Here is a 23,930-nt window from a genome sequence, read left to right as displayed (position 1 = left end):
AACGATAACGCGGTCTGTCTGAGACACCGCAGCGTCTGCATCGCCAGCAAGCCGGCTCCTACAGGTTTTGTTGTGTGCTCACGATCAGATCAGACACTTACCCACCCTTCTCGATCAACTGCCCGAACCCCTCGAGTTCGCCCTTCTCCAGGTCCGAGACCAGGATGAAGCGCAGGTGATCACGTCGCCACGACACCACGTTGTAGCCCCGCAACGACTGGCTCTCCCACGCCCGATCAGCCTCGGACGTCGGCAGGATAAACAGGTTGATGGTGTGCTTGGCATGCCGATACGCCAGTGCCGCGGCGGTCTGGTGTTGCAGATAATCCAATCGCCCGCCCAACAACGGGTAACCCTGCGCCGCATAATCGAAGACCGGTGGCGCGAAATCGAGCTTGCCGGTAAACCAGGGTTTCACCGTATGCCGGTCGGACGACACCACATCGTTCAAATGCTCGGCCATCAGCGAACGCACATGACTGGACACCGCCTCATCCAGCCAGGGTTGTTCGGCGGACGGCGTCACCACGTAGAGCATGACCGCCAGGCTCAACGCCAGGGTTGAAAACGCCGGCGCCCACCAGCGCCCCGATAGCGCCCGCAACCCCTGCATGAAACCCGCCATGGCCGAAGATCGCTCTGGGGCAGCGCCCAACAGGCCCAGGTTCAGGGCCTCGGGCGCGCGGTAATAGGGGGCGCGTTTTTTGACGTCGTCGATCAATTGACGGGCCTGCTCATACCGACGTGCGCACTCGGCACAACCCGCCAGGTGCCCGGCCACCCGCGCCGTGGTCGCCGCGTCCAGTTCATGGTCGAGGTAGCCATGGATCAATTCATCACAGGTCTTGCAGTCGAGGTCATTCATAAGGGTGCAACTTCAGCAGTTCGCGCTTGAGCATCGCGCGGGCCCGGGCCAGCCGCGACATGACGGTGCCCAAGGGGATATCGACGATTTTCGCTATGTCCTTGTAGGGCATGTCTTCCAACTCCTTCAGGACGATCACTTCGCGAAACGCCGGCGCCAACGCCAGCAGTGCCAGGCGGACCTGCTCGGCCGCCTGGGCGCGGATGATCTGTGACTCGGGTGTGCACACATCGGCCATTGCCGGGTCGTCCTGCAACCACTCCTCATCAAGGGTCACCCAACGCGATCCCATCGAGGCCTTGAGCCAGTTGTAGCTTTCGTTGCGGACAATGGTCAGGAACCAGGCCTTGGCATTGCCGTCGACAAAACGGTGCTGGAACTTGAAGGCCCTGAAGGCACTTTCCTGGACCACATCCTGCGCGGCGCTCTCACTGTCGGTGAGCCAGCGCGCGAGGTTATAGGCCGCATCCAGATGCGGCGCAAACAGCGCCTCGAATCGCTTCATAGTGGCTCCGATACCTTTGTTCCTATAACGGTGAAAGGTCCTGTTTTATTCCCGAAAGAATTTTTTTATTTCCTGGAATAAAGCCCCGCGCCTACCGGTTTTACAGATGTGAGCTCAATCACTGTAGACCGCCAGCGAGGGCGTTCCCATGGACCTGCACCCAACACCCCACGACAAACGTACCGACGGCCCGCTCGAACCCGACCGCCGGACCCTGCTCAAATGCTCGGCCTGGGCCGGCGCCGGGGTCCTCTGGGCCCTGAGCGGCGGCATCCCGCGGGCCTTTGCCCTGGACCAGAATGGCCAGACCAGCGACCCGGCCGCGCTGGCCGCGAACTTTCACTTCGTGCAAATCAGCGATTCGCATATCGGTTTCAACAAGGAGGCCAATCCCGAACCGGTGAAGACCCTGCAAGTGGCCATCGACAAGGTCATCGCCTTGCCCAAGCGGCCGGCGCTGATTCTCCACACCGGGGATATCACCCACCTCAGCAAGCCGGAGGAATTCGACACCGCCGCACAATTGCTCAAGGCCCTGCCTGCCACCGTTCACTATGTGCCGGGCGAGCACGACACCCTTGACGAAGGCGGCGGCCAGCTCTACCTGCAGCGGTACGGCAAGGGCACCAAGGGCAACGGCTGGTACAGCTTCGACGACCACGGCGTGCATTTCATCGCGCTGGTCAACGTCTTCAACTTCCAGGCCGGCCATGAAGCCAACCTCGGCGCCGAGCAGATCGCCTGGCTGGCCGATGACCTGCGGGCGGTGTCGACGAGCACGCCGATCGTGGTGTTTACCCATATTCCGCTGTGGACCATTTACCAACCCTGGGGCTGGGGCACGGAGGACGGCGACCAGGCCATTGCCCTGCTGCGCAAATACGGTTCGGTGACCGTGCTCAACGGCCATATCCATCAGGTGATCCAGAAGGTCGAAGGCAATATCACCTTTCACACCGCGCGCGGCACGGCCTACCCGCAACCAGCACCAGGGGCGGCACCGTCACCGGGGCCGATGACCGTGGCCGCCGATCAGTTACGCAATTACCTGGGGATTACCGATGTCCGCGCGACACAAGGCGATCACCCATTGGCACTGATTGATTCGACACTGATTTAGGAGAACATTCGAATGAAAAGACTTTTGCACGGATTGGCGCTGATTTGCCTGACGGTCTCGATCCCGGTGTGGGCGCAAGACGTGAAGATCGATATCAAGGAATTCATGTTCGGGCCCAAGGACCTGACCGTTGCGCTCGGTACCAAGGTGACCTGGGTCAACGACGACCAGATCCCCCATACGGTGGCCGAAACCCACAAGCTGTTCCGCTCGGGCGCGCTGGACACCAATGACAGCTTTTCCTATGAGTTCAAGACTGCGGGCACCTACGAGTATTTCTGTGCCCTGCATCCACAGATGATCGGGAAAATCATCGTCACTCCCTGAACCGAGGGAGCCGGCTTGCCGGCTCCCACAGAACTGACGAATGGCTGTCGAAGCCGGGGCGAAAAAATCTTTCTGTCATTTCCCCTGCTGTATCCTGCCCAGGCTTTTTAAAAGCGCGGATCTACCCAGCGATTTAAAAAACAGACCTTGCGAGGAGCGACGACGATGCATGAGATACCCAACTTCCCCTTCCCAAGCCTGCACGAGACTGAGCAGAAAAACCCGCCACAAGCCGCTGCCCAGCAGCCGGTAAACAACGAGGCCGCAGAAAGCCTCAAGGCCGACAGCGAAGACTGAACGCTTGCTCAACCGGTCGCGTGAAAAGCCCGTTCCCTGGTGTTTTTCACGCAACCGGATACAGGCACCCGCCAAGCTTTTTTCGATTTAACTCCCCTGCAACCCGCTTCGCACCGTTATCATAAGCCTCCTATCTTTTTTCTCCGCGGCAACGGTGGTTCTTGTCCATGTCTGATACCCAGCGCCCCCTGGCGGTCACGCTGCAAGTCGTTTCCATTGTCCTGTTTACCTTTATCGGTTACCTGAACATCGGCATTCCCCTGGCCGTGCTGCCCGGCTATGTCCACAGTGACCTGGGCTTCGGCACGGTGATCGCCGGGCTGGTGATCAGCGTCCAGTACCTGGCGACCTTGTTGAGTCGTCCCTATGCCAGCCGGATCATCGATAACCAGGGCAGCAAGCGCGCGGTAATGATCGGCCTGCTCGGCTGCGGCCTGAGCGGTGTGTTCATGCTGGTCTCGAGTGTTCTCCAGGCGATGCCGTTGCTGAGCCTGATCAGCCTGTTTATCGGCCGCCTGGTGCTGGGCAGCGCGGAAAGCCTGGTGGGCTCCGGGTCCATCGGCTGGGGGATCGGCCGGGTCGGTGCGGCGAACACCGCCAAGGTGATTTCCTGGAACGGCATCGCCAGCTATGGCGCACTGGCCATCGGCGCACCACTGGGCGTGTGGCTGGTCGGTCAGTTGGGCCTGTGGAGCATGGGCGTGAGCATCCTGTTGCTGGCCACGCTGGGGCTGCTGCTGGCCTGGCCGAAACAGGCGGCACCGATTGTTGCCGGCGAGCGCCTGCCCTTCCTTCATGTACTGGGCCGCGTACTGCCCCACGGCACCGGCCTGGCCCTGGGCTCCATCGGTTTCGGCACCATCGCGACCTTTATCACCCTGTATTACGCCACCCAGCACTGGGCCAACGCGGTGCTCTGCCTGAGCCTGTTCGGTGCCAGTTTTATCGGTGCGCGGCTGCTGTTCGGCAACCTGATCAATCGCCTCGGTGGCTTTCGCGTGGCGATCGCCTGCCTGTCGGTGGAAACCCTGGGGCTGCTGCTGTTGTGGCTGGCACCGGATGCCCATTGGGCACTGGCGGGGGCGGCATTGAGCGGGTTCGGTTTCTCGCTGGTGTTCCCGGCACTGGGAGTGGAGGCGGTGAACCTGGTGCCGGCCTCCAGTCGCGGCGCGGCGGTGGGTGCCTACTCGTTGTTTATCGACCTGTCGCTGGGCATCACCGGGCCCTTGGCCGGGGCCATTGCCGCGGGCCTGGGCTTTGCCTCGATCTTCCTGTTCGCCGCCCTGGCGTCGTTTTCCGGGTTGCTGCTGAGCCTTTATCTCTACCGGCAGGCACCGAAGCAGCGAGCGTTGCGGGAAAAAACCTGAAGGACTAGAAATCGATCTTGCCGCGCCCGGCCTTGATCGCACCACGCTGGGACTTGCCTTCCAGGCGACGTTTCTTCGAGCCGAGGGTCGGCTTGGTCGGGCGGCGTTTCTTCTCCACCTTGGTGGCCGTGAGGATCAGTTCGACCAGGCGTTCCAGGGCATCGCCGCGGTTCTGCTCCTGGGTCCGGTATTGCTGGGCCTTGATCACGATCACCCCTTCGCTGGTGATGCGACTGTCGCGCAGGGCCAGCAGGCGTTCCTTGTAGAACGGCGGCAGGGACGAAGCCGGAATATCGAAACGCAGGTGCACCGCGCTGGAGACCTTGTTGACGTTCTGCCCGCCCGCGCCCTGGGCACGAATGGCCGTCCATTCGATCTCGGCATCCGGCAGATGCACATTGTTGGAAATCACCAGCATTTGAAAAGCGTCCGACATCAGGGCGTTCAGGATACCTGATCTGTACCACGGCGAGCCGGTTCGCCCGTGTCCCGACCGTGCAGAAACGACAAACCCGGCGGTCGCCGGGTTTGTGCTTGCAACGGATAAAAGCCTACTTCACCGCCAGCAATGCCTGTTGGGCACTGCGCCGATTCTTGATGCCGTAGCAGACCCACATGAACGCCACCCAGACCGGAATCGCGTACACCGAGACCTGGATCCCCGGAATCATCAACATGACGCCAAGGATGAACACCACGAACGCCAGGCACACATAGTTGCCATAGGGGTACCACAGGGCCTTGAACAGCGGACTCTGTTGGGTGCTATTCATGTGCTGGCGGAACTTGAAGTGCGAGTAGCTGATCATCGCCCAGTTGATCACCAGGGTCGCCACCACCAGGGACATCAGCAATTCCAGGGCCTGTTGCGGCATCAGGTAGTTCATCACCACCGCGATGAAGGTCACCAGCGCCGAGGCCAGGATCGAGCGCACCGGCACGCCGCGCTTGTCGATCCTGGCCAGCGCCTTCGGCGCATCACCCTGCTCGGCCATGCCCAGCAGCATGCGGCTGTTGCAGTAGGTGCCGCTGTTGTACACCGACAGCGCCGCCGTCAGCACCACGAAATTGAGGATGTGCGCCGCCGTGTTGCTACCCAGCATCGAGAACACCTGGACGAACGGGCTGCCGCTATAGGAGTCGCCGGAAGCGTTCAGCGTGCTCAGCAAGCTGTCCCAGGGCGTCAGCGACAGCAGGATCACCAGGGCACCGATATAGAAAATCAGGATCCGGTAGATGACCTGGTTGATGGCCTTGGGAATCACGGTTTTCGGCTGGTCGGCTTCAGCGGCGGTGAAACCGAGCATTTCCAGGCCGCCGAAGGAAAACATGATGATCGCCATGGCCATCACCAGGCCGCTGACGCCATTGGGGAAGAACCCACCGTGTTCCCACAGGTTGCTCACCGAGGCCTGCGGACCGCCGTGGCCGCTGACCAGCAGGTAGCTGCCCAGGGCAATCATGCCGACGATCGCCACCACCTTGATAATCGCGAACCAGAACTCCGCCTCGCCGAAAACCTTGACGTTGGCCAGGTTGATCGCGTTGATCAGGACGAAGAAGGCTGCTGCCGAGACCCAGGTCGGGACATCGGGCCACCAGTAGTGGATGTACTTGCCGACGGCGGTCAGCTCCGACATGCCCACCAGGATGTAGAGGATCCAGCAATTCCAGCCCGACAGAAAGCCGGCGAAACCGCCCCAGTACTTGTGGGCAAAGTGGCTGAACGAACCGGCGACCGGCTCCTCGACGATCATCTCGCCCAACTGGCGCATGATCATGAAGGCGATAAAACCGCAGATGGCATAGCCGAGGATCATCGACGGACCGGCGGACTTGAGCACCCCGGCCGAACCGAGGAACAGGCCGGTACCGATGGCGCCACCGAGGGCGATCAATTGGATATGACGATTTTTCAGGCCGCGTTTAAGCTCGCCCGAAGCAAGGGGTGTATCAGGGGTCATGCGTCACCTGTTTGTTTTTATCTGTGACGAAATCGAACCCATCACGCTTATGACGCGATGGAGTGAACAAGGCGGGTAGCCTTGAGTGCACGGGCTTTCGGAGCATCGCAAGGCCGCCGTCGAAAGCCACAAAAATGCGCGGGTACGCAGTTGAGTCACAGGTAAAACGCCGCGCATTGTACACCGCCAGACCACCACTGGCAGGCATCCGCGCATCTCACCGCCCCCAGCGCGGGAGGACAAGGGGCCTTTTCGCCACAAAGAAAAATCCTACAGAGCCCCTCGGCAACTATTCCTTACGCCAATCCGAACCTCGGATTTTCAGGCGCTTTTACTGTCCAGATCGTCAGGTTTTCCTGACAAAGTGTCACGTTTTCTTGCCAACAAAGCCATATACGGCCCCCGTTCGAAAATTGACATACAGACTGTTTAGCGCGGGCTTTAGCGAGTGAATCGCTGTTTTTCCAGAAGAAGTTTTTTGCTCTGCAAGCCTGCAAAAAAAATTTGAAAATATTTTTTTGCGCCTATCGAGATACTGCACTAGGTTTTCAGCCACTTGCCGAAGCCTACAGTCGGCAAGCCGGAGAATCGGTTTTTATGCATAGGAATTTTCCTAGCAAAAAGCCTTTTCGACCGTCCAGCAATAACATTCCCAAGGAGATTCACCATGCAAGTCTCGGATCAGGACGTGAGCACTGAACTGCAACTGGACGATTGGTTTGAAGCCCCGACCCACGACGCGGCCGTGGAAATGATGCAAGCCGATGCTGTCGTGCCCTTTGGCACTGCGATGTGGCCTTTCTAAGGCCTCCAGGTGGGTGCGGTTTACCGCACCTACCCTCTGTTGCCCCAGGAACGACGTCATGGACAAGACCCGCGCCCTCGAACACTTTCTCTACTACCTCGCCCGCCATCCGGCCCTGGAAGGGCTCGACCAGCCGAAAGTCCTACTCGGCCATACCCCGGATTACAGCGAGATCACCGCGGCCATCATCGAGCAGGACGCCGAGCGCCAACAGTTCGGCTTCAGCGCGTTGCGCCTGGACCTTGAGCCGGCCCCGAGACTGATCGAGGCCATCAGCGACAGCGACCTGTATATCTTTTTCTACGACTCCTCGATGCTCTCCCCGCCTCGCCCGCAAGGCCCGGAGTTCCTCCACGCATTGCATGGGGTCATGGCCGAGCAATGGCGCAAATCGCTGCTGTTCAAGGATTACGGCGATTACTTCTACGACACCTTCAGTGTCAGCCCGCAACGCATTGCCGAACTCAACGACAGCCTGATCCGCCGCATGTCCCGGGCCACCACCCTGAGCTTCAAGGACCGCCACGGCTCGCACCTGCAGGCGCCGCTGAGCAGTATCCGCAAGTGGACCAATATCAATGGCGTGGGCAACCACGACCTGGCCCCGGGGGAGATCGCCACCCACAGCGACGCTATCAACGGTTGCGTGAAGTTTGTCGGGACCTTTCTCGGCACCATTCCCTTTGCCCGCAAGTACGGAGTGCTGGAGTCGCCGTTGGCGCTGTGGATCGAGGATTCGACCATCCGCCGCATTGCCACCGAAGTGCCTGGGCTGGAGGCGGATTTCAACAAGTACCTGAATGCCAATCCATCCAACCGTCGGGTCGAGGAACTGGGGATCGGTACGAATGAGGGGGTCAAGGCCCTGTATGCGCGCAACTCGGGTTTCGAGGAGCGCCATTGCGGCCTGCACCTGGGGTTGGGCGGTGGCGCCAAGGGCAGCCATCACCTGGACCTGATCTTTGCCAGCGGCGTGCTGGCGCTGGATGACAAGCCGGTGTTTGACGGGCAGTTTGCGTTTTGACCTGCCCCAAAAAACAAAACCCCATGACGTTGGCTCGTCATGGGGTTTCGGGTCTCGCGGTGCGCTCAAGCGCCTGCTTTACTCAGGCTTGCGACGCCCGAACCCCGGACGCTGGCCGGAACCGGCCGGGGCGCCACGACGCTTGCCCGACGGCGCGTCCTTGTCCAGGACCAGGCTTGGACGCTTGGTCTTGGGTGCCGGCTTGGCCGGACGCTTGCTGTCCGTCGGACGATCCGCCACTGGCGTACCACGGGTCGACTCACCACGACCGGCCGCCGGACGCGGGGCACGTGGTGCGCGCTCGCCATCCTGACGAGGAGCCGGCTTGCGGGCTGGACGCTCGCCTTCGATACGCGGCTCGCGCTCACTGCGCTCGGCAGGTGCACCGGCGGCCGGACGCAGGGTCCGCACACGCTCGCCCTTGCCCACCGGACGAGAGGATTTGCGCTGCATACGCTCCAGCTTGTCCTTGCTCTTGGCATTGAGCTGCGGCATCGCTACCGGCGTCAGGCCGACCTCGGCACTGAGGATGTCCACTTCGTACTGGCTCATTTCACGCCAGCGGCCCATCGGCAGGTCGGAGTTGAGGAACACCGGACCGAAACGCACACGCTTCAGACGGCTGACCACCAAACCCTGGGATTCCCACAGACGACGCACTTCGCGGTTACGACCTTCCATCACCACGCAGTGGTACCAGTGGTTGAAACCTTCACCGCCAGGCGCTTCCTGGATATCGGTGAACTTCGCCGGGCCGTCTTCGAGCATCACGCCGGCCTTGAGCCGGGCAATCATCTCTTCGTCCACTTCACCACGGACACGGACCGCGTACTCGCGGTCCATTTCGTAGGACGGGTGCATCAAGCGGTTGGCCAGCTCACCGTCGGTGGTGAACATCAGCAGACCGGTGGTGTTGATGTCCAGGCGGCCGATATTGATCCAGCGGCCTTCTTTCGGACGCGGCAGCTTGTCGAACACGGTCGGACGGCCTTCCGGGTCGTCACGGGTGCAGATCTCGCCGTCGGGTTTGTTGTACATGATCACGCGGCGAACCGATTCGGACGCCTCTTCGCGCTTGATCACCTTGCCATCGATGGTGATGGCGTCATGCATGTCGACGCGCTGGCCGAGGGTGGCGTCTTTGCCGTTGACCTTGATCCGGCCTTTGCTGATCCAGCCTTCCACGTCGCGGCGCGAGCCGACGCCGATACGGGCCAGGACCTTCTGCAGTTTTTCGCCTGCTGGGCCGATTTCCTGGTCGTCTTTCTGCTTGATATCACTCATCTGGGCACCTCCCGGTGTGTCGATTCAGGCCTTGGCCTGAAGAAATTGAATCTGTTGCCTGGGCGAAGGGATCGCCGCGGGGGCGCGAATCATACGCCGATGTTGGCCATTATGCACTCTCGCAATCAATCATCGAGCAAGCGGCGTTCCTGTTCGATCGCCTCGGCCAGGGCCAGGGCTTCGGCTTCTTCATCGGTCAGCTGCGGCCGGCCGGCGGCCTTGTCCAGGGCCGCGACCGCCGCGAGCAATTGTTCCCGGGCCTGCTGGGCACCGACGAGATCCGGTTCCGGTACTTCTGGCACTGCGGGTTCTTCGACTGTTTCCGGCTCTTCTTCGAGCACTTCGTCGGCCTCGACTGCTTCGACTGTCACAGCAGGCTCAACAGGTTCAGCTCTTTCAAGCCCTGACTCCTGCGGCGGCAACTCGCCCGTCGGCACCATTGCGCCGTCACGCAGCAAATCGTCAAAGTCGGTCTTGATCCCCTCTTCCATGGAGTCCAGCTCCAGCAACAGGGTATGGAAGCTGGTTTCCTCCTTCGGCGCCTCGGCACCCTCCGGATCGAGACTGGCATCGGCCAGGGCCTGCAGGCTCGCGGGCACCGGCGCATCCTCGACATCGAACAGCGGCTCGGGCTCCATCTCCCGCAGTTCGGCCAGGGGCGGCAGGTCGTCAAGGTTCTTCAGGTTGAAGTGATCGAGAAACGCCTTGGTGGTGGCGAACATTGCCGGTTTGCCCGGCACCTCGCGGTAACCGACGACCCGAATCCACTCACGCTCCAGCAAGGTCTTGACGATCTGGCTGTTGACCGCCACGCCACGCACATCCTCGATCTCACCCCGGGTGATCGGTTGACGATAGGCGATCAGCGCCAGGGTCTCGAGCATCGCCCGGGAATAACGCTGCGGACGTTCTTCCCAGAGCCGCCCGACCCAGGGAGCGAATTTCTCGCGCACCTGCAGACGATAGCCGGAGGCCACCTCCCGCAGCTCGAAGGCCCGCCCTTCGCAGGACTTGGCGAGGATCGTCAGGGCTTTCTTGAAGACCGGCGGCTCGGGCCGTTCGCCCTCCTCGAACAGCTCGAACAGCCGTTCCAGGGATTGCGGCTTTCCCGAGGCCAACAGAAAGGCTTCAAGCAGCGGGGCCAGCTCGCGGGGTTCACTCAGGTTCATGGATTGTGCTCGTTATTCAGCGCGCGCCCGCACATGGATCGCCGTAAAGGGTTCATTCTGCACCAGTTCGACCAGGGATTCCTTGACCAGCTCAAGAATCGCCATAAAGGTCACCACCACCCCCAGCCGTCCTTCCTCGGCGGTAAACAGCTCGACAAAGGGCACGAAGCCGCCGCCCTTGAGGCGTTCCAGTACATCGCTCATGCGCTCGCGGGTCGACAGTTGCTCACGACTGACCTGATGGCTTTCGAACAGGTCGCCACGGCGCAGGACCTCGGCCATGGACATCAACACTTCTTCCAGGCTCACGTCCGGCAACAGCTTGCGCGCCCGGGCCTCGGGGGCATCGAGCTTGGGCACCAGCACATCGCGGCCGACCCGGGGCAAGGTGTCGAGGCCCTCGGCGGCGCTCTTGAAGCGCTCGTACTCCTGCAGGCGACGGATCAGTTCGGCCCGCGGGTCGTCCTCTTCCGCCTCGATTTCGGCCGAACGCGGCAGCAGCATCCGCGATTTGATCTCGGCCAGCATCGCCGCCATCACCAGGTACTCGGCGGCCAGCTCCAGGCGCACCGACTTCATCAACTCGACATACCCCATGTACTGGCGGGTGATTTCCGCCACCGGGATGTCGAGGATATCGATGTTCTGCTTGCGGATCAGGTAGAGCAGCAAGTCCAGCGGGCCTTCGAAGGCTTCGAGAAAGACTTCCAGGGCATCCGGCGGGATATACAGGTCCAGCGGCATCTGAGTGACCGCCTGGCCATAGACCAGGGCGAACGGCAGTTCCTGCTGGGCATCGGCCTGGCTGTCGACGGTTTCCACGGCGGACATTCAGGCCTCGACCATGAACGGCGCGGGGTCGCCACAGCCCACGCGGATCACTTCCGGCTCGCCGTCCGCCAGGTTGATCACGGTCGAGGCCTTGATCCCGCCGAAACCGCCGTCGATCACCAGGTCGACCTGATGTTCGAGCAGCTGGCGGATCTCGTAGGGATCAATCATCGGATCGGTCTCGCCGGGCATGATCAGACTGACGCTCATCAGCGGCTCGCCCAGTTCTTCGAGCAGCGCCAGGGCAATCGGATGGCTGGGGATGCGCAGGCCGATGGTGCGTTTTTTCGGATGCAGCAACAACCGCGGGACTTCCCGGGTGGCATTCAGGATAAAGGTGTAGGGCCCCGGCGTATGGGCCTTGAGCAGGCGAAACAGGCCCGTGTCGACCTTGGCGAACAGCCCCAGCTGCGACAGATCGCTGCAGATCAGCGCAAAGTTGTGCTTGTCGTCCAACTGCCGCAAACGGCGCACCCGCTCGACCGCATTCTTGTCGCCGATCTGGCAACCGATGGCATAGGACGAGTCGGTGGGATAGATCACCACCCCGCCCTTGCGAATGATTTCCACCGCCTGTTTGATCAGGCGCGCCTGCGGGTTTTCCGGATGAATCTGGAAAAATTGACTCACGTTTTCTACCTGTTCAGACGACGGCAGTAAGTTGCTCATGTTTGAAGCGACACCAGAGTGGCGGCAGATCTTCAGGAACCGGGCGGTATTCACCGATCTCGGACCAGCCTCCAGGACCATGGAAATCACTGCCGGCACTGACCAGCAGTCCGAACTCACGGGCAAGGATCGCCAGACTGCCTACCTGCTCGGCGGGTTGATGCCCATTGACCACTTCGATAGCGTGGCCACCTGCTTGAATATAGTCGCCAATCAGCTTGCGGCGCTTGCTGCGGGTGAAATCGTAGTGCCAGGGATGGGCCAGACTGACCCAGGCGCCGGACTCGCGCAGGGTGCCGACGGTGTCTTCCAGGGTCGGCCAGTGCAGCTTGACGTCCCCCAGCTTGCCCGCGCCGAGCCACTTGCGAAAGGCTTCGGCACGGTCCTTGACGAAACCGGCACGCACCAGGAAATCGGCGAAATGCGGACGCGCCGGGGCATTGCCGCTATCGCCCAGTTCCTGCTGGATCGCCCGCGCGCCTTCCAGCGCGCCGGGCATGCCCTTGAGCGCCAGCTTGCGGCTGATTTCCTCGGAACGCAGCCAGCGGCCCTCGTGCAAGCGGGCGATGGCCTCGACCAGCGCCGGCGCCTCGACGTCGAAGCCATAGCCCAGCACATGGATGGTCGCGCCACCCCAGGTGCAGGACAATTCGACGCCGTTGACCAGCCGCATCCCCAGCCCATCCGCCGCCGCACGGGCTTCGGCCAGGCCTTCGAGGGTGTCGTGATCGGTCAGGGCCAGGACCCGCACGCCTCTCTCGTGCGCACGGGCGACCAGGATCGCGGGCGCGAGGGCACCGTCGGAGGCCGTGCTATGGCAGTGCAGATCGATTTCCACGGGGATTGAATAACCTCTAGGCGGCGCTTTCGCTGGCAATGATGTTTGTTATTATGCCGTCACATCCTGCTTCTGGCTGCCACTGTGAAACAATTCATCGATTTCATCCCGCTCTTCCTGTTCTTCATCGTCTACAAAATCGAACCGCGGGTCATGGAGATCGCCGGCCACAGCCTGACCGTGGGCGGTATCTACAGCGCCACGGCCATGCTGATCATCAGTTCCCTGGTGGTCTACGGTGCCCTGTTCATCACCCACCGCAAACTGGAAAAAAGCCAGTGGCTGACCCTGATCGCCTGCCTGGTATTCGGCAGCCTGACCCTGGCCTTCCACAGCGAAACCTTCCTCAAGTGGAAAGCCCCGGTGGTCAACTGGCTGTTCGCCCTGGCCTTTGCCGGCAGCCACTTCATCGGTGACCGCCTGCTGATCAAGCGCATCATGGGCCACGCCCTGAACCTGCCCGAGCCGATCTGGACCCGCCTGAACCTGGCCTGGATCGTGTTTTTCCTGTTCTGCGGCGGCGCCAACCTGTTCGTGGCGTTCACCTTCCAGCAGTACTGGGTCGACTTCAAGGTGTTCGGCAGCCTGGGCATGACCCTGCTGTTCCTGGTCGGCCAGGGCATCTACCTGTCCCGCCACCTCCACGACGCCGACCCGACCATCCCGAAAACCGAGGACTGACATGCTCTACGCGATCATTGCCACCGACGTCGAAAACTCCCTGGACAAACGCCTGGCCGTGCGCCCCGCGCATCTGGAACGGCTGCATCAGCTCCAGGCGCAAGGGCGCCTGGTCCTAGCCGGCCCGAACCCGGCCGTGGACAGCAACGACCCGGGCGCCGCCGGTTTCAGCGGCAGCCTGATCGTCGCCGAATTCGACAGCCTGAGCGCGGCGCAAGCCTGGGCCGAGGCCGATCCGTTCGTTGCCGGCGGGGTCTACGCCCAGGTACTGGTCAAGCCGTTCAAGCAAGTCCTGCCATAAATTTCTCCCCTCGCGATGAACCTTCAGGGTTCATCGCGGCCCAATCGCTCATTATTCTCGTTCAGCAGCCGACAACCTGCCCAATGCCGATTGGAATCAGGAGTTTGCGATGCGCCAGGGTCCGTTGTTGCTGCTAGTGGTCATCTTGTCGATAGGGGCCGCCGCCCACGCCGAAGAGAGTCAGGGGTCGAGTAATTCCACCCCCCTGTCCTTGAGCGCCGGTAGCCAGATCACCGATTTGCAGCAACGCTTGAAAGAAAGCGAGCGACAACGAGAAGAGTTGAGCAAACAATTGCAGAGTGCCGACGCCGAGCGCGAAAGTGCCCAGTTGAGCCGCCTGCGCCAGGAAAACCAACGCCTGAAGCTGCAACTCAAGGAAGCCCAGGCCAGCGCCGGACCGCGCCTGCTGACCGATCAGCAGCAATGGTTTGTCACCGGCGGGGGAGTTGCACTCCTGGCCCTGCTCTGCGGTATCTTCGCCAGTGGCGGACGTAGACAACGTCGGCAATGGCTGAATTGAGCGGCCAATAGCGATCTGTAATCGAGAGAGTCATGAGCGACCTGTTACTGATAGACGATGACCAGGAGTTGTGTGAACTCCTGACCAGTTGGTTGAGCCAGGAAGGCTTCCAGGTACGCGCCTGCCACGATGGCCAAAGCGCGCGCAAGGCCCTGGCAGACAGCGCCCCGGCCGCCGTGGTGCTGGATGTGATGCTGCCCGATGGCAGCGGCCTGGAACTGCTCAAGCAATTGCGCAGCGATCACCCGGAGTTGCCGGTCGTAATGCTTTCGGCCCGTGGCGAACCCCTGGACCGTATCCTCGGCCTGGAGCTGGGCGCCGATGACTACCTGGCCAAACCCTGCGATCCCCGGGAACTGACCGCGCGCCTGCGCGCCGTACTGCGCCGCAGCCACCCGACCGCGACTCCGAGCCAGATGGAGCTGGGTGACCTGTGCTTCAGCCCGGTGCGTGGCGTGGTCACCATCGACCAACAGGACTTCACCCTTACCGTCTCCGAAAGCCGCTTGCTCGAAGCCCTGCTGCAGCAACCCGGCGAGCCCCTGGACAAACAGGAACTGGCGCAGATCGCCCTGGGCCGCAAGTTGACCTTGTACGATCGCAGCCTGGACATGCACGTGAGCAACCTGCGCAAGAAGATCGGTCCGCACCCGGACGGCCGCCCACGCATCGTCGCCCTGCGTAGCCGCGGTTACTACTACAGCCTGTAAACCCCTGTGGGAGCTGGCTTGCCAGCGATGACTGGCGCAAGAGCGATGCAGGATTCAACCTCATCGCTGGCAAGCCAGCTCACAAGGGTCGGCATTGCCAGTCAGGCAAGTGTCAACCCGGGGCAAAAACCTCTTTACTCAAGCTTTACCCTCCCCTGACCGCCGCTGACCTTGAACTCCTTAATCTGTACTCATCCGGACTGACCGGAATCGAGACAAGGAGAAACACCATGCGCAAGACCCTTATCGCCCTGATGTTCGCTGCTGCACTCCCTACCGTGGCCATGGCCATGCCTCAAGACGGTGGCCCGATGGACGGCCCGGCATACGGTCACGACCAGCATCACGGCAAAGGTGGCTTCCAAAAACTGGACCTGACCAAGGAGCAGCGCCAGCAGATCCGCAAACTGGTGGGTGAACAACGCCATGATCGCAAGGCAATCGCAATCAAGTATCTGGAAAAACTCTCGCCTGCCGACAAGGCTGCCTTCAAAGGCGAACTGGATGCCGCTCACCAGAAGACCCAAGGCCAGATCCGCGCCCTGCTGACGCCTGAACAGCAGAAGACCTTCGACGAAATGCAGAAAAAGCAGGCCGAGCGCCGTGCCGAATGGACCGAATTCAAAGCCTGGAAGGCGCAGCAAGCGCAAAAAGCGCAATAATCCGCTTATGCTCCAGCCCGACGGCCAACGCCGTCGGGCTTTCTTCGTTTGTACCGTTTGGTTGAGGACTTGCTGTGCGATCACTGTTCTGGCGCATCCTGGCCAGCTTCTGGCTGGCCATTGCCCTTGTCGCGGGCCTATCGATTCTGCTCATGCACATCCTCAACCAGGACAACTGGATTCTCAGCCGTCATCCGGGGTTGAACACGCTGGCCGAAGAGTGGACGCAAACCTACGAAAGCCAGGGCGAAGAAGCCGCCCAGGCGATTCTGGAACAGCGCAAGCAGCGCTATCACATTGATGTGCAAGTGCTCAACGAAGGCGGCGATCCGCTGGTCCGCGGAACCTTTCCACGTCGGGCCGCGGCCTTTGAAGCACGCCAGAACAACGATGACCGCAAGCTGCCCTGGCGGCGCCTGACGGTCGAGTACACCAGCCCGAAAAGCGGCGAAACCTACCTGCTGATCTACCGCATTCCCCACCCGGAACTGGACGCCTGGCACCGCGAAAGCCTGCTACGCCCCCTCAGCGCCTTGGGCATTGCCCTGGTGGTGCTGACCTTGTTCAGTTTACTGGTGACCTTGTCCATCACCCGCCCCCTGAGCCGCCTGCGCGGTGCCGTGCATGACCTGGGGCAGACCACCTACCAGCAAAACAGCCTGGCAAAACTGGCGGGGCGGCGCGACGAATTCGGTGTGCTGGCCAAGGACTTCAACCTGATGGGCGCGCGCCTGCAAAGCCTGATCAGCAGCCAGCGCCAATTGCTGCGGGATGTCTCCCACGAATTGCGCTCACCACTGGCACGCCTGCGTATTGCCCTGGCCCTGGCCGAACGCGCCGGTGCCGAGGAACGCGAGCGACTCTGGCCACGCCTGACCCGCGAATGCGACCGGCTGGAAGCGCTGATCAGCGAGATTCTCACCCTGGCCCGGGTCGACTCCGACCAGGCCAGTGCCGAAGAGGTCGACCTCACGGCGCTGCTCACCACCTTGCAGAAGGACGCCAACCTGGGCTGCCCGGAACAGCCGGTGCACTTCGACGGCGAACCACCGTTGAGCTTCAAGGGCTGGCCGACCATGATCGAACGGGCTGTGGATAACCTGCTGCGCAACGCCCAGCGTTTCAATCCCGAGGGCCAGGCCATCGAGCTGACCGCGCAACGTCAGGGTGAGCGCATCGAAATCAGCGTGCGCGACCATGGCCCCGGCGTGGAGCCCGATCATCTGGCACAACTGGGTGAACCCTTCTACCGAGCGCCCGGGCAAACCGCCCCGGGCCACGGACTGGGACTGGCCATTGCCCGGCGGGCGGCGGAACGGCATGGTGGCAGCCTGGTGCTGGCGAATCACCCCGAGGGTGGGTTTATCGCAAAACTGGATCTGCCTTTGGAGCCTGGGGCACTGGTTTAAGTGGCTATCAGGGATACTCTTGCCGGGCGTGCAGCACGGCGACTATCTCGATGAAATCTGTAATGCGGTAAACCACCAGATAGTTTGGATGCACGATGATTTCACGAGTGCCAGGCACACGACCAAACCGATACAAGCAGGGGTGTCGAGGAAGAGCTGAGGTCGCTGCCTCAATGGCGTCGTTTAAATTCTCGGCCGCCACAATATTTCGATCAGCGATGTAATTCAGGATCTCACGGAGTTCGGCCCGAGCTTCGGGCCGCCACTCAACCCGCATCGTTCCGATTGCGCTTCGAAGCGATCAAGGCACGCATTTCCGCCATCACATCATCATGTGGAACGTTAGGACGAGGGTCATCCAGGGAAGCCTGCACCTTGGCACGAAACCAACGGTCGTAGCTGGCTGCCTGCTCTTCAGTCTCGAATTCCGACACTATGGGGGATAGTTGGGCGCTCATAATGGCCTCCGGCGTAGATGCAAACCAGTTTACGCCCTATGAACGCCTGCTGTCTCAGCCTGAAGCTTCAGAAAACATTTCAAGCCGACCAGGCTCTGACAAACTCAGTCAGATCGACCTTCGGTGGCTGACGCAGTTCGTTCTGCGGCGTGCCCAGGTACAGGAAGGCGATCACTTCCTCGTCATCGCCAAGCCCCAAACCCTTGGCCACATGGCGTGAATAGGACAGCTCGCCGGTGCGCCACACCGCGCCGATCCCCTGGGCATGGGCCGCCAGCAGGATGCCGTGGGCCGCACAACCGGCGGCCAGCAACTGCTCGGACTTCGGGACCTTGAAGTGCTCCTGCAAACGCGCCACCACCACAATCACCAAGGGTGCGCGCAAAGGCATGGCGTGGGCCTTGTCGATGGCCGCCGGGTTCGCATCACCCTCTTGCAGGCGCACGGCTTCAGCCAGCAGGCTACCCAATTGCTCGCGGGCCGCTCCCTCAACGGTCAGGAAACGCCAAGGCCGCAGTTGCCCGTGATCCGGTGCACGCATGGCGGCGGCGAAGAGGATATCGCGCTGGGCCTGGGTCGGTGCCGGATCGAGCAGGCGCGGTGCGGATACACGGTTGAGCAAATTGTCGAGAGCCTCCATCGGCCACCTCCTCTGGAAAATGATCGGGCTATTCTAGCCAGATCCCAGGCGGCCGTGCCGGTTTACATGATCGGGGTCACAGGTAAAATGGCGCCCGTCCCCCTTTCCCGAGCCTATTTCATGGCGATGCCGACCCTGCGCATCATTGGTTTCATCATCGGCATCTTCCTGATCACCCTGGCTGTCAGCATGGTCATCCCCATGCTGGTGCTGGTGGCTTTCGAACGCACCGGCGACCTGCCGGCCTTTCTCTGGGCCAGTACGATCACCTTCCTCGCCGGCCTGGCACTGGTGATCCGCGGTCGCCCGGAACAGGTACAGCTGCGCCCCCGGGATATGTATCTGCTCACCGTCTCGAGCTGGGTGGTGGTGTGCATTTTCGCCGCGCTGCCCTTCGTGCTGACCCTGCACACCAGCTACACCGACGCCTTTTTCGAAAGCATGTCGGGGATCACCGCCACCGGTTCGACCGTGCTCAGCGGCCTGGACAGCATGTCCCCGGGCATCCTGATCTGGCGCTCGCTGCTGCATTGGCTGGGTGGGATCGGCTTTATCGGCATGGCAGTGGCGATCCTGCCGCTGCTGCGCATCGGTGGCATGCGCCTGTTCCAGACCGAATCCTCGGACCGCTCGCAAAAGGTCATGCCGCGTTCGCACATGGTGGCGCGCCTGATCGTCACCGCCTACATCGGCATCACCCTCCTCGGCAGCCTGGCGTTCTGGTGGGCCGGCATGAGCCTGTTCGATGCGATCAACCACGCCATGTCGGCGATTTCCACCGGCGGTTTCTCTACCTCGGACCAGTCCCTGGCCAAGTGGAGCCAACCGGCAGTGCACTGGGTGGCCGTGCTGGTGATGATTCTCGGCAGCCTGCCATTCACCCTCTACGTGGCGACCCTGCGCGGTCACCGCAAGGCGCTGATCAAGGACCAGCAGGTGCAGGGCTTGCTCGGCTTGCTGCTGGTCACCTGGCTGGTACTCGGCACCTGGTACTGGTGGACCACCCAGCTGCACTGGCTCGATGCCCTGCGCCACGTCGCACTGAACGTGACCTCGGTGGTCACCACCACCGGCTTTGCCCTGGGCGACTACAGCCTGTGGGGCAACTTCTCGTTGATGCTGTTTTTCTACCTGGGCTTCGTTGGCGGCTGCTCGGGCTCGACGGCCGGCGGGATCAAGGTGTTCCGGTTCCAGGTCGCCTATATCCTGCTCAAGGCCAACCTCAACCAGTTGATCCATCCCCGGGCGGTGATCAAGCAGAAATACAACGGTCACCGTCTCGACGAAGAGATCGTGCGTTCGATCCTGACCTTTTCGTTCTTCTTCGCCATCACCATTTGCGCCATCGCCCTGGCTCTGTCGCTACTGGGCCTGGACTGGATGACCGCGCTTACCGGTGCCGCCAGTACCGTCTCCGGCGTCGGGCCGGGCCTGGGCGAGGTAATCGGGCCATCGGGGAATTTCTCCACCCTGCCGGACGCTGCCAAGTGGATCCTGTCCCTGGGCATGCTGCTCGGCCGGCTGGAAATCATCACGGTGTTCGTTCTGTGTATCCCCGCATTCTGGCGTCATTGATCGAGGCCACCGCCCCCAACATCCGCGCCCGGTATTCGCCGGGCGTGACCTCGAACCAACGGCGGAAGGCGCGAAAAAAGTTGCTCGGGTCAGCGAAGCCCAGCAGATAGGCGATTTCCAGCAAGGTCATGCGCGGCTGCGCCAGGTATTGCTCTGCCAACTCACGACGGGTGTCGTCGAGCAGCGCCTGGAAACTGGTGCCCTCCTCCTGCAAACGGCGCTGCAGGGTGCGCTGGGACAGGTGCAGGGTCTGCGCCACCACTTCGCGCTTGGGCTCGCCCTGGGGCAGCAGGCGACACAACACCTGGCGCGCCTTGTGGGTCACCCGGCTTTCCGAGAAGCGTGCCAGATATTCGCCGGCAAACCGGTCGTGGAGCAAGGCCATGGCCTCATTGGCGGTCGGCAACGGCGCTTCCATGTCGGCCTGCTCGAAGATCAGCGCATCGTAAGGTGCGTTGAATACCAGCGGCGCATGGAACACTTCCTTGTAAGGGCCGATATCCTCCGGCTCCGTCCCCTGCAGCAACACCTTGCGCGGCTGCAAGGTGCGCCCGGTCAGCCAGCCGCACAGCGCCAGGGCGCAGGCCAGGGACGCCTCGGCGCTCTGGCGGGTGGGCGGCAGATGGTCGCCGTGCACCGTCAGGATCAATGCATAACCCTCGGGCAAGAGGCGAAAGCTCAAGTCGGCGCTTTCGGCGATAATCCGCTGATAACGCACCAGGCGCCGGAAACCCTCGGCCAGGGTCTGGCTGGACATCAGCGCGTAGCCGGCAACATGAAAGGACGCCGGGCGTACCACCCGGCCCATGTTCAAACCAATCGCCGGGTTGCCGGAAAGCTCCACCGCGCGCTGCCAGAGGCGCGTCATCGAATCCTGGGGAAAACGCGCATCGGGGTCGTCCAGGGCTGCATAATCGAGCCCCAGCTGCCGGAACAGGACGCGACAGTCCAGGCCATCCATCTCCAGCGCCTTGACAATCCCCATCGCCCAGCTTGCAGAAGTCGTTCTCTCGCTCATGGCCTTTTCTTGCATGATAAGTCGTATAGGACGACTAATGGCCTAAGGATACTAAAGTGGCGTCTATTGTCACTGGTCGCCGCTGCCAATCACTCTAGACTCAAATAAGCTCCCCGTGGAACCCTCCATGGGCGAGGTCGCCAACGCGGAGAGTACCCCGTGGAAAACATCAGAAAATTCAACAGCTTCGCAGAGTTCTACCCCTACTACCTGAGTGAACACGGCAACAGTACCTGCCGCAGGTTGCATTTCGTCGGCACCAGCCTGGTGATCTTTTTCCTGGCGTTGGCCATCGGTCGCGCCTCGGGAGGGTTGCTGCTGGCGGTGCCCGTGGCCGGTTATGGCTTCGCCTGGGTCGGCCATTTCTTCTTCGAGAAGAACCGCCCGGCCACCTTTGAACACCCCTTCTACAGTTTGCTCGGCGATTTCGTCATGTTTCGCGACATGATCCTCGGCAAGGTACCGTTTTAGGCCCGGGGGGCCAGCAAAGCGTCCTGCGCAGCCACTGCCAGGACGCGGGCAAGCCCTAGACTGAGTCCGGCAGCGATAAAAACCACAAGAGGACAGCCGATGACCGGACAAGCCCGCTTTACCCATATGCAGGACGGCACCCAGGAGGATTGGGCGGTGATTGCCGCCGACTTCAGCGCCTACGCACGACAACTGCCGGCACGGATCCTGACTCACCTGAAGCTGCTGGAGGGTGATTTCGGCGGTTTCCCGGTGGATCGCCTGACCCATTCGCTGCAAACCGCCAGCCGGGCCTGGCGCGACGGACGGGACGAGGAGTACGTGATCTGCGCGCTGCTCCACGATATTGGCGACACCCTGGGTTCCTATAACCATCCGGACATCGCCGCGGCGATCCTCAAGCCCTTCGTCAGCGCGGAAAACCTGTGGATGGTGGAAAAGCACGGAATTTTCCAGGGCTACTACTTCTTCCATTACCTGGGAATGGATCGCCATCTGCGCGAGCAGTTTCGCGAGCACCCACAGTATCTGGCGACCATCGAGTTCTGCGCCAAATACGACGCGGCGGCCTTCGACCCGGACTACGAGAGCCTGCCCCTGAGCTTTTTCGAACCGATGATGGAGCGCGTATTCGCCCAACCCCGGCAGTCGATCTACAAGGCCGCGATGGCGCAGAACCAGACGGCCTGATAGGGGCTAACCCGCCTCGGCGACTTTTTCCAGCTCCAGCTTGAGCTGCGCCTCTTTCGCCTGGGCATCCGCCAGGCGATACAGCTCGATGGTGCCATCCCAGTGTTCGATCAGGGCGGTGCAGGACTCGACCCAGTCACCGCAGTTGAGGTAGTCCACTTCGCCGACCTTGCGGATCTCGGCATGGTGGATATGCCCGCACACCACCCCATCGAGCCCGCGCTTCACGCATTCGTGGGCGATCGCCTCTTCGAAGTCGCTGATAAAGCTGACCGCGGTCTTGACCTTGTGCTTGAGGTAGGCCGACAACGACCAGTAGCCATAACCGTAGCGGGCCCGCCAATGGTTCAGCCAGCGATTGAGGGTCAGGGTGAACTCGTAGGCCGAATCGCCGAGAAACGCGAGCCAGCGGTGATACCGGGTGATCACGTCGAACTGGTCGCCATGGATCACCAGCAGCTTGCGCCCGTCGGCGGTGTGGTGCACCGCTTCGTCGACCAGCTGGATATTGCCCAGGATCAGTTTGGAATAACGACGCAGGAATTCATCGTGGTTGCCGGTGACATAGACCACCTCGGTGCCACGCTTGCTCATGGTCAGCAGCCGGCGGATCACGTTGGTGTGCGCTTGCGGCCAGTACATGCCGCCACGCATCTTCCAGCCGTCGATGATATCCCCCACCAGGTAGATACGGTCGGCCTGATAGCCCTTGAGAAACTGCGACAGGTGTTCGGCCTGGCAGTCGCGGGTCCCCAGGTGCACGTCGGAAATCCACAGGGTTCGCACACGCTGCTTACGGCTGGGTTTGGCAAGCTCCGCACGGGTCATGGGCATTCTCCGGATTTTTCCTGAGCTTGCACCGGCGCAGTTAATAGTCCATGACAGCTACATGGCAGTCCGATGACAACTGCCCGAACGGCAAGCGGTGTAGACTGCGACGATGCCAAGGAGACCGCGATGGGACCGATCCTGACCCTGCGCCACTACAGCCCCGACCTGATCAACCACAGCCATGCCCATGCGCAGCTGGTGTTTGGCCTGTCCGGCCGGCTCGACTTCGAGATCGAGGGGCACGGCAGCCAGGTGGTGCAGCAAAGCGTTGCGGTGATTCCCTGCGATGCCCATCACGTCTGCGCCAGCCCCAACGGCAGCCGCTGCCTGGTGCTGGATGTGCCCGACGAACGCTGGTTGCTGAACACCCTGGGCGACCATGCCGAGGCCAGCCGGCGTCTGCTCGACACCGCCGGGCCACGCACCCTCGACGCCTCCCAGGGCCAACTGGTGCAGTGGCTGGCGGCCAGTCCCGTGGACGACCCGTTGATCGCGCAACAGGGCGCCGTGCTGCTGCTTGCCAGCCTGAACAGCCCCGGCAACCGCCCATTCGCTGGCAAGCGCCTGCCCCTGGCCTCCCTCAACGCGCACATCGATCGCCATCTGGCCCACCCGCTGCAGGTGACGGACCTGGCGCGCATTGCCGATCTGTCCAGCGCCCGCCTGCATACGCGCTTTGTCGCCGAATGCGGGCAGACGCCCATGGACTATGTGCGCAGCCGTCGCCTGCATATCGCCCTGGGACTGCTGCGCGAGTCGACCCTGCCGATCGGCGAGATCGCCAGCCGCGTCGGCTACCAGTCGCAAAGTGCCTTTGCCGCCGCCGTGCTCCGCGAGTTCGGCCGCACACCCGGCGCGTTGCGACGCGAGTCCTGAGACAAACGACAGCAGGCACGCGA

Annotated in this window: 30 protein-coding genes; 16 read left to right on the top strand and 14 right to left on the bottom strand. The window is 61.9% G+C overall.

What is annotated here, in order from left to right:
* Nucleotides 1-97: 97 nt before the first annotated feature.
* Both M5C71_RS12195 and M5C71_RS12190 read right to left on the bottom strand, forming a co-directional pair.
* On the bottom strand, nt 98-865 hold the full coding sequence (locus tag M5C71_RS12195; protein ID WP_248767930.1) for an anti-sigma factor: 768 nt from the start codon (nt 863-865) through the stop codon (nt 98-100).
* Nucleotides 858-1,370, bottom strand: coding sequence for a sigma-70 family RNA polymerase sigma factor (locus M5C71_RS12190; RefSeq protein WP_103496524.1), 513 nt, complete (start codon nt 1,368-1,370; stop codon nt 858-860). Before M5C71_RS12190 ends, M5C71_RS12195 begins: the two co-directional genes overlap by 8 nt.
* A gap of 148 nt (nt 1,371-1,518) precedes the next feature.
* On the opposite strand from M5C71_RS12190, the gene M5C71_RS12185 reads away from it, so the two are divergent.
* The 4 genes from M5C71_RS12185 (at nt 1,519) to M5C71_RS12175 (ending at nt 4,481) form a co-directional block, all read left to right on the top strand.
* Entirely contained in the window at nt 1,519-2,490 is a 972-nt protein-coding gene (locus M5C71_RS12185) for a metallophosphoesterase (RefSeq protein ID WP_248767929.1), read from the top strand.
* Between the two features lie 12 nt (nt 2,491-2,502).
* On the top strand, nt 2,503-2,817 hold the full coding sequence (locus M5C71_RS12180) for a cupredoxin family copper-binding protein (RefSeq protein WP_103496522.1): 315 nt from the start codon (nt 2,503-2,505) through the stop codon (nt 2,815-2,817).
* Nucleotides 2,818-2,982: 165 nt separating this feature from the next.
* Nucleotides 2,983-3,114 carry a hypothetical protein gene (locus tag M5C71_RS33675; protein ID WP_255916937.1) on the top strand — a complete coding sequence of 44 codons (132 nt, stop codon included), beginning with the start codon at nt 2,983-2,985 and terminating at the stop codon, nt 3,112-3,114.
* Nucleotides 3,115-3,281: 167 nt separating this feature from the next.
* A complete protein-coding gene (locus tag M5C71_RS12175) occupies nt 3,282-4,481 on the top strand; it encodes an MFS transporter (protein WP_103496521.1) in 1,200 nt (399 codons plus the stop codon).
* 4 nt (nt 4,482-4,485) lie between these two features.
* Here M5C71_RS12175 and arfB read toward each other — a convergent pair whose 3' ends face one another.
* Entirely contained in the window at nt 4,486-4,899 is a 414-nt protein-coding gene (gene arfB, locus M5C71_RS12170; RefSeq protein WP_103496535.1) for an alternative ribosome rescue aminoacyl-tRNA hydrolase ArfB, read from the bottom strand.
* Nucleotides 4,900-5,032: 133 nt separating this feature from the next.
* Nucleotides 5,033-6,445 (bottom strand): amino acid permease, encoded by a 1,413-nt coding sequence (locus M5C71_RS12165; RefSeq protein ID WP_103496520.1) that lies wholly within the window; start codon nt 6,443-6,445, stop codon nt 5,033-5,035.
* A gap of 667 nt (nt 6,446-7,112) precedes the next feature.
* Here M5C71_RS12165 and M5C71_RS12160 point away from each other — a divergent pair.
* Together M5C71_RS12160 and M5C71_RS12155 are read left to right on the top strand one after the other, a co-directional pair.
* Complete coding sequence (locus M5C71_RS12160) at nt 7,113-7,250, top strand: hypothetical protein (RefSeq protein WP_177100072.1); 138 nt, start codon at nt 7,113-7,115, stop codon at nt 7,248-7,250.
* A gap of 58 nt (nt 7,251-7,308) precedes the next feature.
* Nucleotides 7,309-8,274: a leucyl aminopeptidase gene (locus M5C71_RS12155; RefSeq protein WP_248767928.1), complete on the top strand. Its 966-nt coding sequence runs from the start codon at nt 7,309-7,311 to the stop codon at nt 8,272-8,274.
* A gap of 78 nt (nt 8,275-8,352) precedes the next feature.
* On the opposite strand, the gene rluB is transcribed toward M5C71_RS12155, so the two are convergent.
* The 5 genes from rluB to M5C71_RS12130 all read right to left on the bottom strand — a co-directional run bounded on the left by rluB (nt 8,353) and on the right by M5C71_RS12130 (nt 13,065).
* Nucleotides 8,353-9,558: a 23S rRNA pseudouridine(2605) synthase RluB gene (gene rluB, locus M5C71_RS12150; protein WP_103496517.1), complete on the bottom strand. Its 1,206-nt coding sequence runs from the start codon at nt 9,556-9,558 to the stop codon at nt 8,353-8,355.
* A 125-nt stretch (nt 9,559-9,683) separates the two neighbouring features.
* The gene (gene scpB, locus M5C71_RS12145; protein WP_248767927.1) at nt 9,684-10,727 is read right to left on the bottom strand and encodes an SMC-Scp complex subunit ScpB; all 1,044 of its coding nucleotides are present in this window, start codon (nt 10,725-10,727) and stop codon (nt 9,684-9,686) included.
* A 12-nt stretch (nt 10,728-10,739) separates the two neighbouring features.
* Nucleotides 10,740-11,438: a ScpA family protein gene (locus M5C71_RS12140; RefSeq protein ID WP_177093350.1), complete on the bottom strand. Its 699-nt coding sequence runs from the start codon at nt 11,436-11,438 to the stop codon at nt 10,740-10,742.
* 120 nt (nt 11,439-11,558) lie between these two features.
* Nucleotides 11,559-12,188: an L-threonylcarbamoyladenylate synthase gene (locus M5C71_RS12135; protein ID WP_103496514.1), complete on the bottom strand. Its 630-nt coding sequence runs from the start codon at nt 12,186-12,188 to the stop codon at nt 11,559-11,561.
* 13 nt (nt 12,189-12,201) lie between these two features.
* Nucleotides 12,202-13,065, bottom strand: coding sequence for a PHP domain-containing protein (locus M5C71_RS12130; RefSeq protein WP_103496513.1), 864 nt, complete (start codon nt 13,063-13,065; stop codon nt 12,202-12,204).
* 84 nt (nt 13,066-13,149) lie between these two features.
* Here M5C71_RS12130 and M5C71_RS12125 point away from each other — a divergent pair, with 84 nt between their 5' ends.
* The 6 genes from M5C71_RS12125 to M5C71_RS12100 all read left to right on the top strand — a co-directional run bounded on the left by M5C71_RS12125 (nt 13,150) and on the right by M5C71_RS12100 (nt 17,348).
* Nucleotides 13,150-13,746: a septation protein A gene (locus M5C71_RS12125; protein WP_100938960.1), complete on the top strand. Its 597-nt coding sequence runs from the start codon at nt 13,150-13,152 to the stop codon at nt 13,744-13,746.
* 1 nt (nt 13,747) lies between these two features.
* On the top strand, nt 13,748-14,047 hold the full coding sequence (locus M5C71_RS12120) for a YciI family protein (RefSeq protein ID WP_248767926.1): 300 nt from the start codon (nt 13,748-13,750) through the stop codon (nt 14,045-14,047).
* A 109-nt stretch (nt 14,048-14,156) separates the two neighbouring features.
* Nucleotides 14,157-14,567: a translation initiation factor 2 gene (locus M5C71_RS12115; protein WP_103496510.1), complete on the top strand. Its 411-nt coding sequence runs from the start codon at nt 14,157-14,159 to the stop codon at nt 14,565-14,567.
* A gap of 32 nt (nt 14,568-14,599) precedes the next feature.
* Nucleotides 14,600-15,277, top strand: coding sequence for a response regulator transcription factor (locus tag M5C71_RS12110; RefSeq protein ID WP_103496509.1), 678 nt, complete (start codon nt 14,600-14,602; stop codon nt 15,275-15,277).
* Between the two features lie 230 nt (nt 15,278-15,507).
* Nucleotides 15,508-15,939, top strand: coding sequence for a Spy/CpxP family protein refolding chaperone (locus tag M5C71_RS12105; RefSeq protein WP_103496508.1), 432 nt, complete (start codon nt 15,508-15,510; stop codon nt 15,937-15,939).
* Between the two features lie 74 nt (nt 15,940-16,013).
* Nucleotides 16,014-17,348, top strand: a complete 1,335-nt coding sequence (locus tag M5C71_RS12100; protein ID WP_103496507.1) for a HAMP domain-containing sensor histidine kinase — start codon at nt 16,014-16,016, stop codon at nt 17,346-17,348.
* A 7-nt stretch (nt 17,349-17,355) separates the two neighbouring features.
* On the opposite strand, the gene M5C71_RS12095 is transcribed toward M5C71_RS12100, so the two are convergent.
* The 3 genes from M5C71_RS12095 to M5C71_RS12085 all read right to left on the bottom strand — a co-directional run bounded on the left by M5C71_RS12095 (nt 17,356) and on the right by M5C71_RS12085 (nt 18,446).
* Nucleotides 17,356-17,625, bottom strand: a complete 270-nt coding sequence (locus M5C71_RS12095) for a type II toxin-antitoxin system RelE/ParE family toxin (protein ID WP_103496506.1) — start codon at nt 17,623-17,625, stop codon at nt 17,356-17,358.
* Complete coding sequence (locus tag M5C71_RS12090; RefSeq protein ID WP_103496505.1) at nt 17,615-17,806, bottom strand: antitoxin; 192 nt, start codon at nt 17,804-17,806, stop codon at nt 17,615-17,617. Before M5C71_RS12090 ends, M5C71_RS12095 begins: the two co-directional genes overlap by 11 nt.
* A 79-nt stretch (nt 17,807-17,885) precedes the next feature.
* Nucleotides 17,886-18,446, bottom strand: coding sequence for a nitroreductase family protein (locus M5C71_RS12085; RefSeq protein ID WP_248767925.1), 561 nt, complete (start codon nt 18,444-18,446; stop codon nt 17,886-17,888).
* A 120-nt stretch (nt 18,447-18,566) separates the two neighbouring features.
* Between M5C71_RS12085 and M5C71_RS12080 the strand changes: the two genes are divergently transcribed.
* Nucleotides 18,567-20,021, top strand: coding sequence for a TrkH family potassium uptake protein (locus M5C71_RS12080; RefSeq protein WP_248767924.1), 1,455 nt, complete (start codon nt 18,567-18,569; stop codon nt 20,019-20,021).
* Here M5C71_RS12080 and M5C71_RS12075 read toward each other — a convergent pair.
* Nucleotides 19,978-21,039: an AraC family transcriptional regulator gene (locus tag M5C71_RS12075; protein ID WP_248745030.1), complete on the bottom strand. Its 1,062-nt coding sequence runs from the start codon at nt 21,037-21,039 to the stop codon at nt 19,978-19,980. The two genes, M5C71_RS12080 and M5C71_RS12075, sit on opposite strands and share 44 nt — an antisense overlap.
* A gap of 159 nt (nt 21,040-21,198) precedes the next feature.
* Between M5C71_RS12075 and M5C71_RS12070 the strand changes: the two genes are divergently transcribed.
* On the top strand, nt 21,199-21,510 hold the full coding sequence (locus M5C71_RS12070; RefSeq protein ID WP_103496501.1) for a DUF962 domain-containing protein: 312 nt from the start codon (nt 21,199-21,201) through the stop codon (nt 21,508-21,510).
* Nucleotides 21,511-21,609: 99 nt separating this feature from the next.
* Nucleotides 21,610-22,200 carry a phosphohydrolase gene (locus M5C71_RS12065; RefSeq protein ID WP_152738389.1) on the top strand — a complete coding sequence of 197 codons (591 nt, stop codon included), beginning with the start codon at nt 21,610-21,612 and terminating at the stop codon, nt 22,198-22,200.
* Between the two features lie 6 nt (nt 22,201-22,206).
* Here the strand turns inward: M5C71_RS12065 and M5C71_RS12060 are convergent, their stop codons facing one another.
* Nucleotides 22,207-23,028, bottom strand: coding sequence for a UDP-2,3-diacylglucosamine diphosphatase (locus M5C71_RS12060; RefSeq protein ID WP_177100060.1), 822 nt, complete (start codon nt 23,026-23,028; stop codon nt 22,207-22,209).
* 129 nt (nt 23,029-23,157) lie between these two features.
* Between M5C71_RS12060 and M5C71_RS12055 the strand changes: the two genes are divergently transcribed.
* Nucleotides 23,158-23,907, top strand: coding sequence for an AraC family transcriptional regulator (locus M5C71_RS12055; protein ID WP_248767923.1), 750 nt, complete (start codon nt 23,158-23,160; stop codon nt 23,905-23,907).
* Nucleotides 23,908-23,930 lie beyond the last annotated feature (23 nt).

Origin of the sequence: Pseudomonas sp. MWU12-2345 (genome assembly GCF_023242385.1) — a bacterium.
Classification (GTDB): Bacteria; Pseudomonadota; Gammaproteobacteria; order Pseudomonadales; family Pseudomonadaceae; genus Aquipseudomonas; species Aquipseudomonas gingeri_D.
Note: the sequence above shows the minus strand (reverse complement) of the source record. Positions and strands in the feature narration are given on the sequence as shown.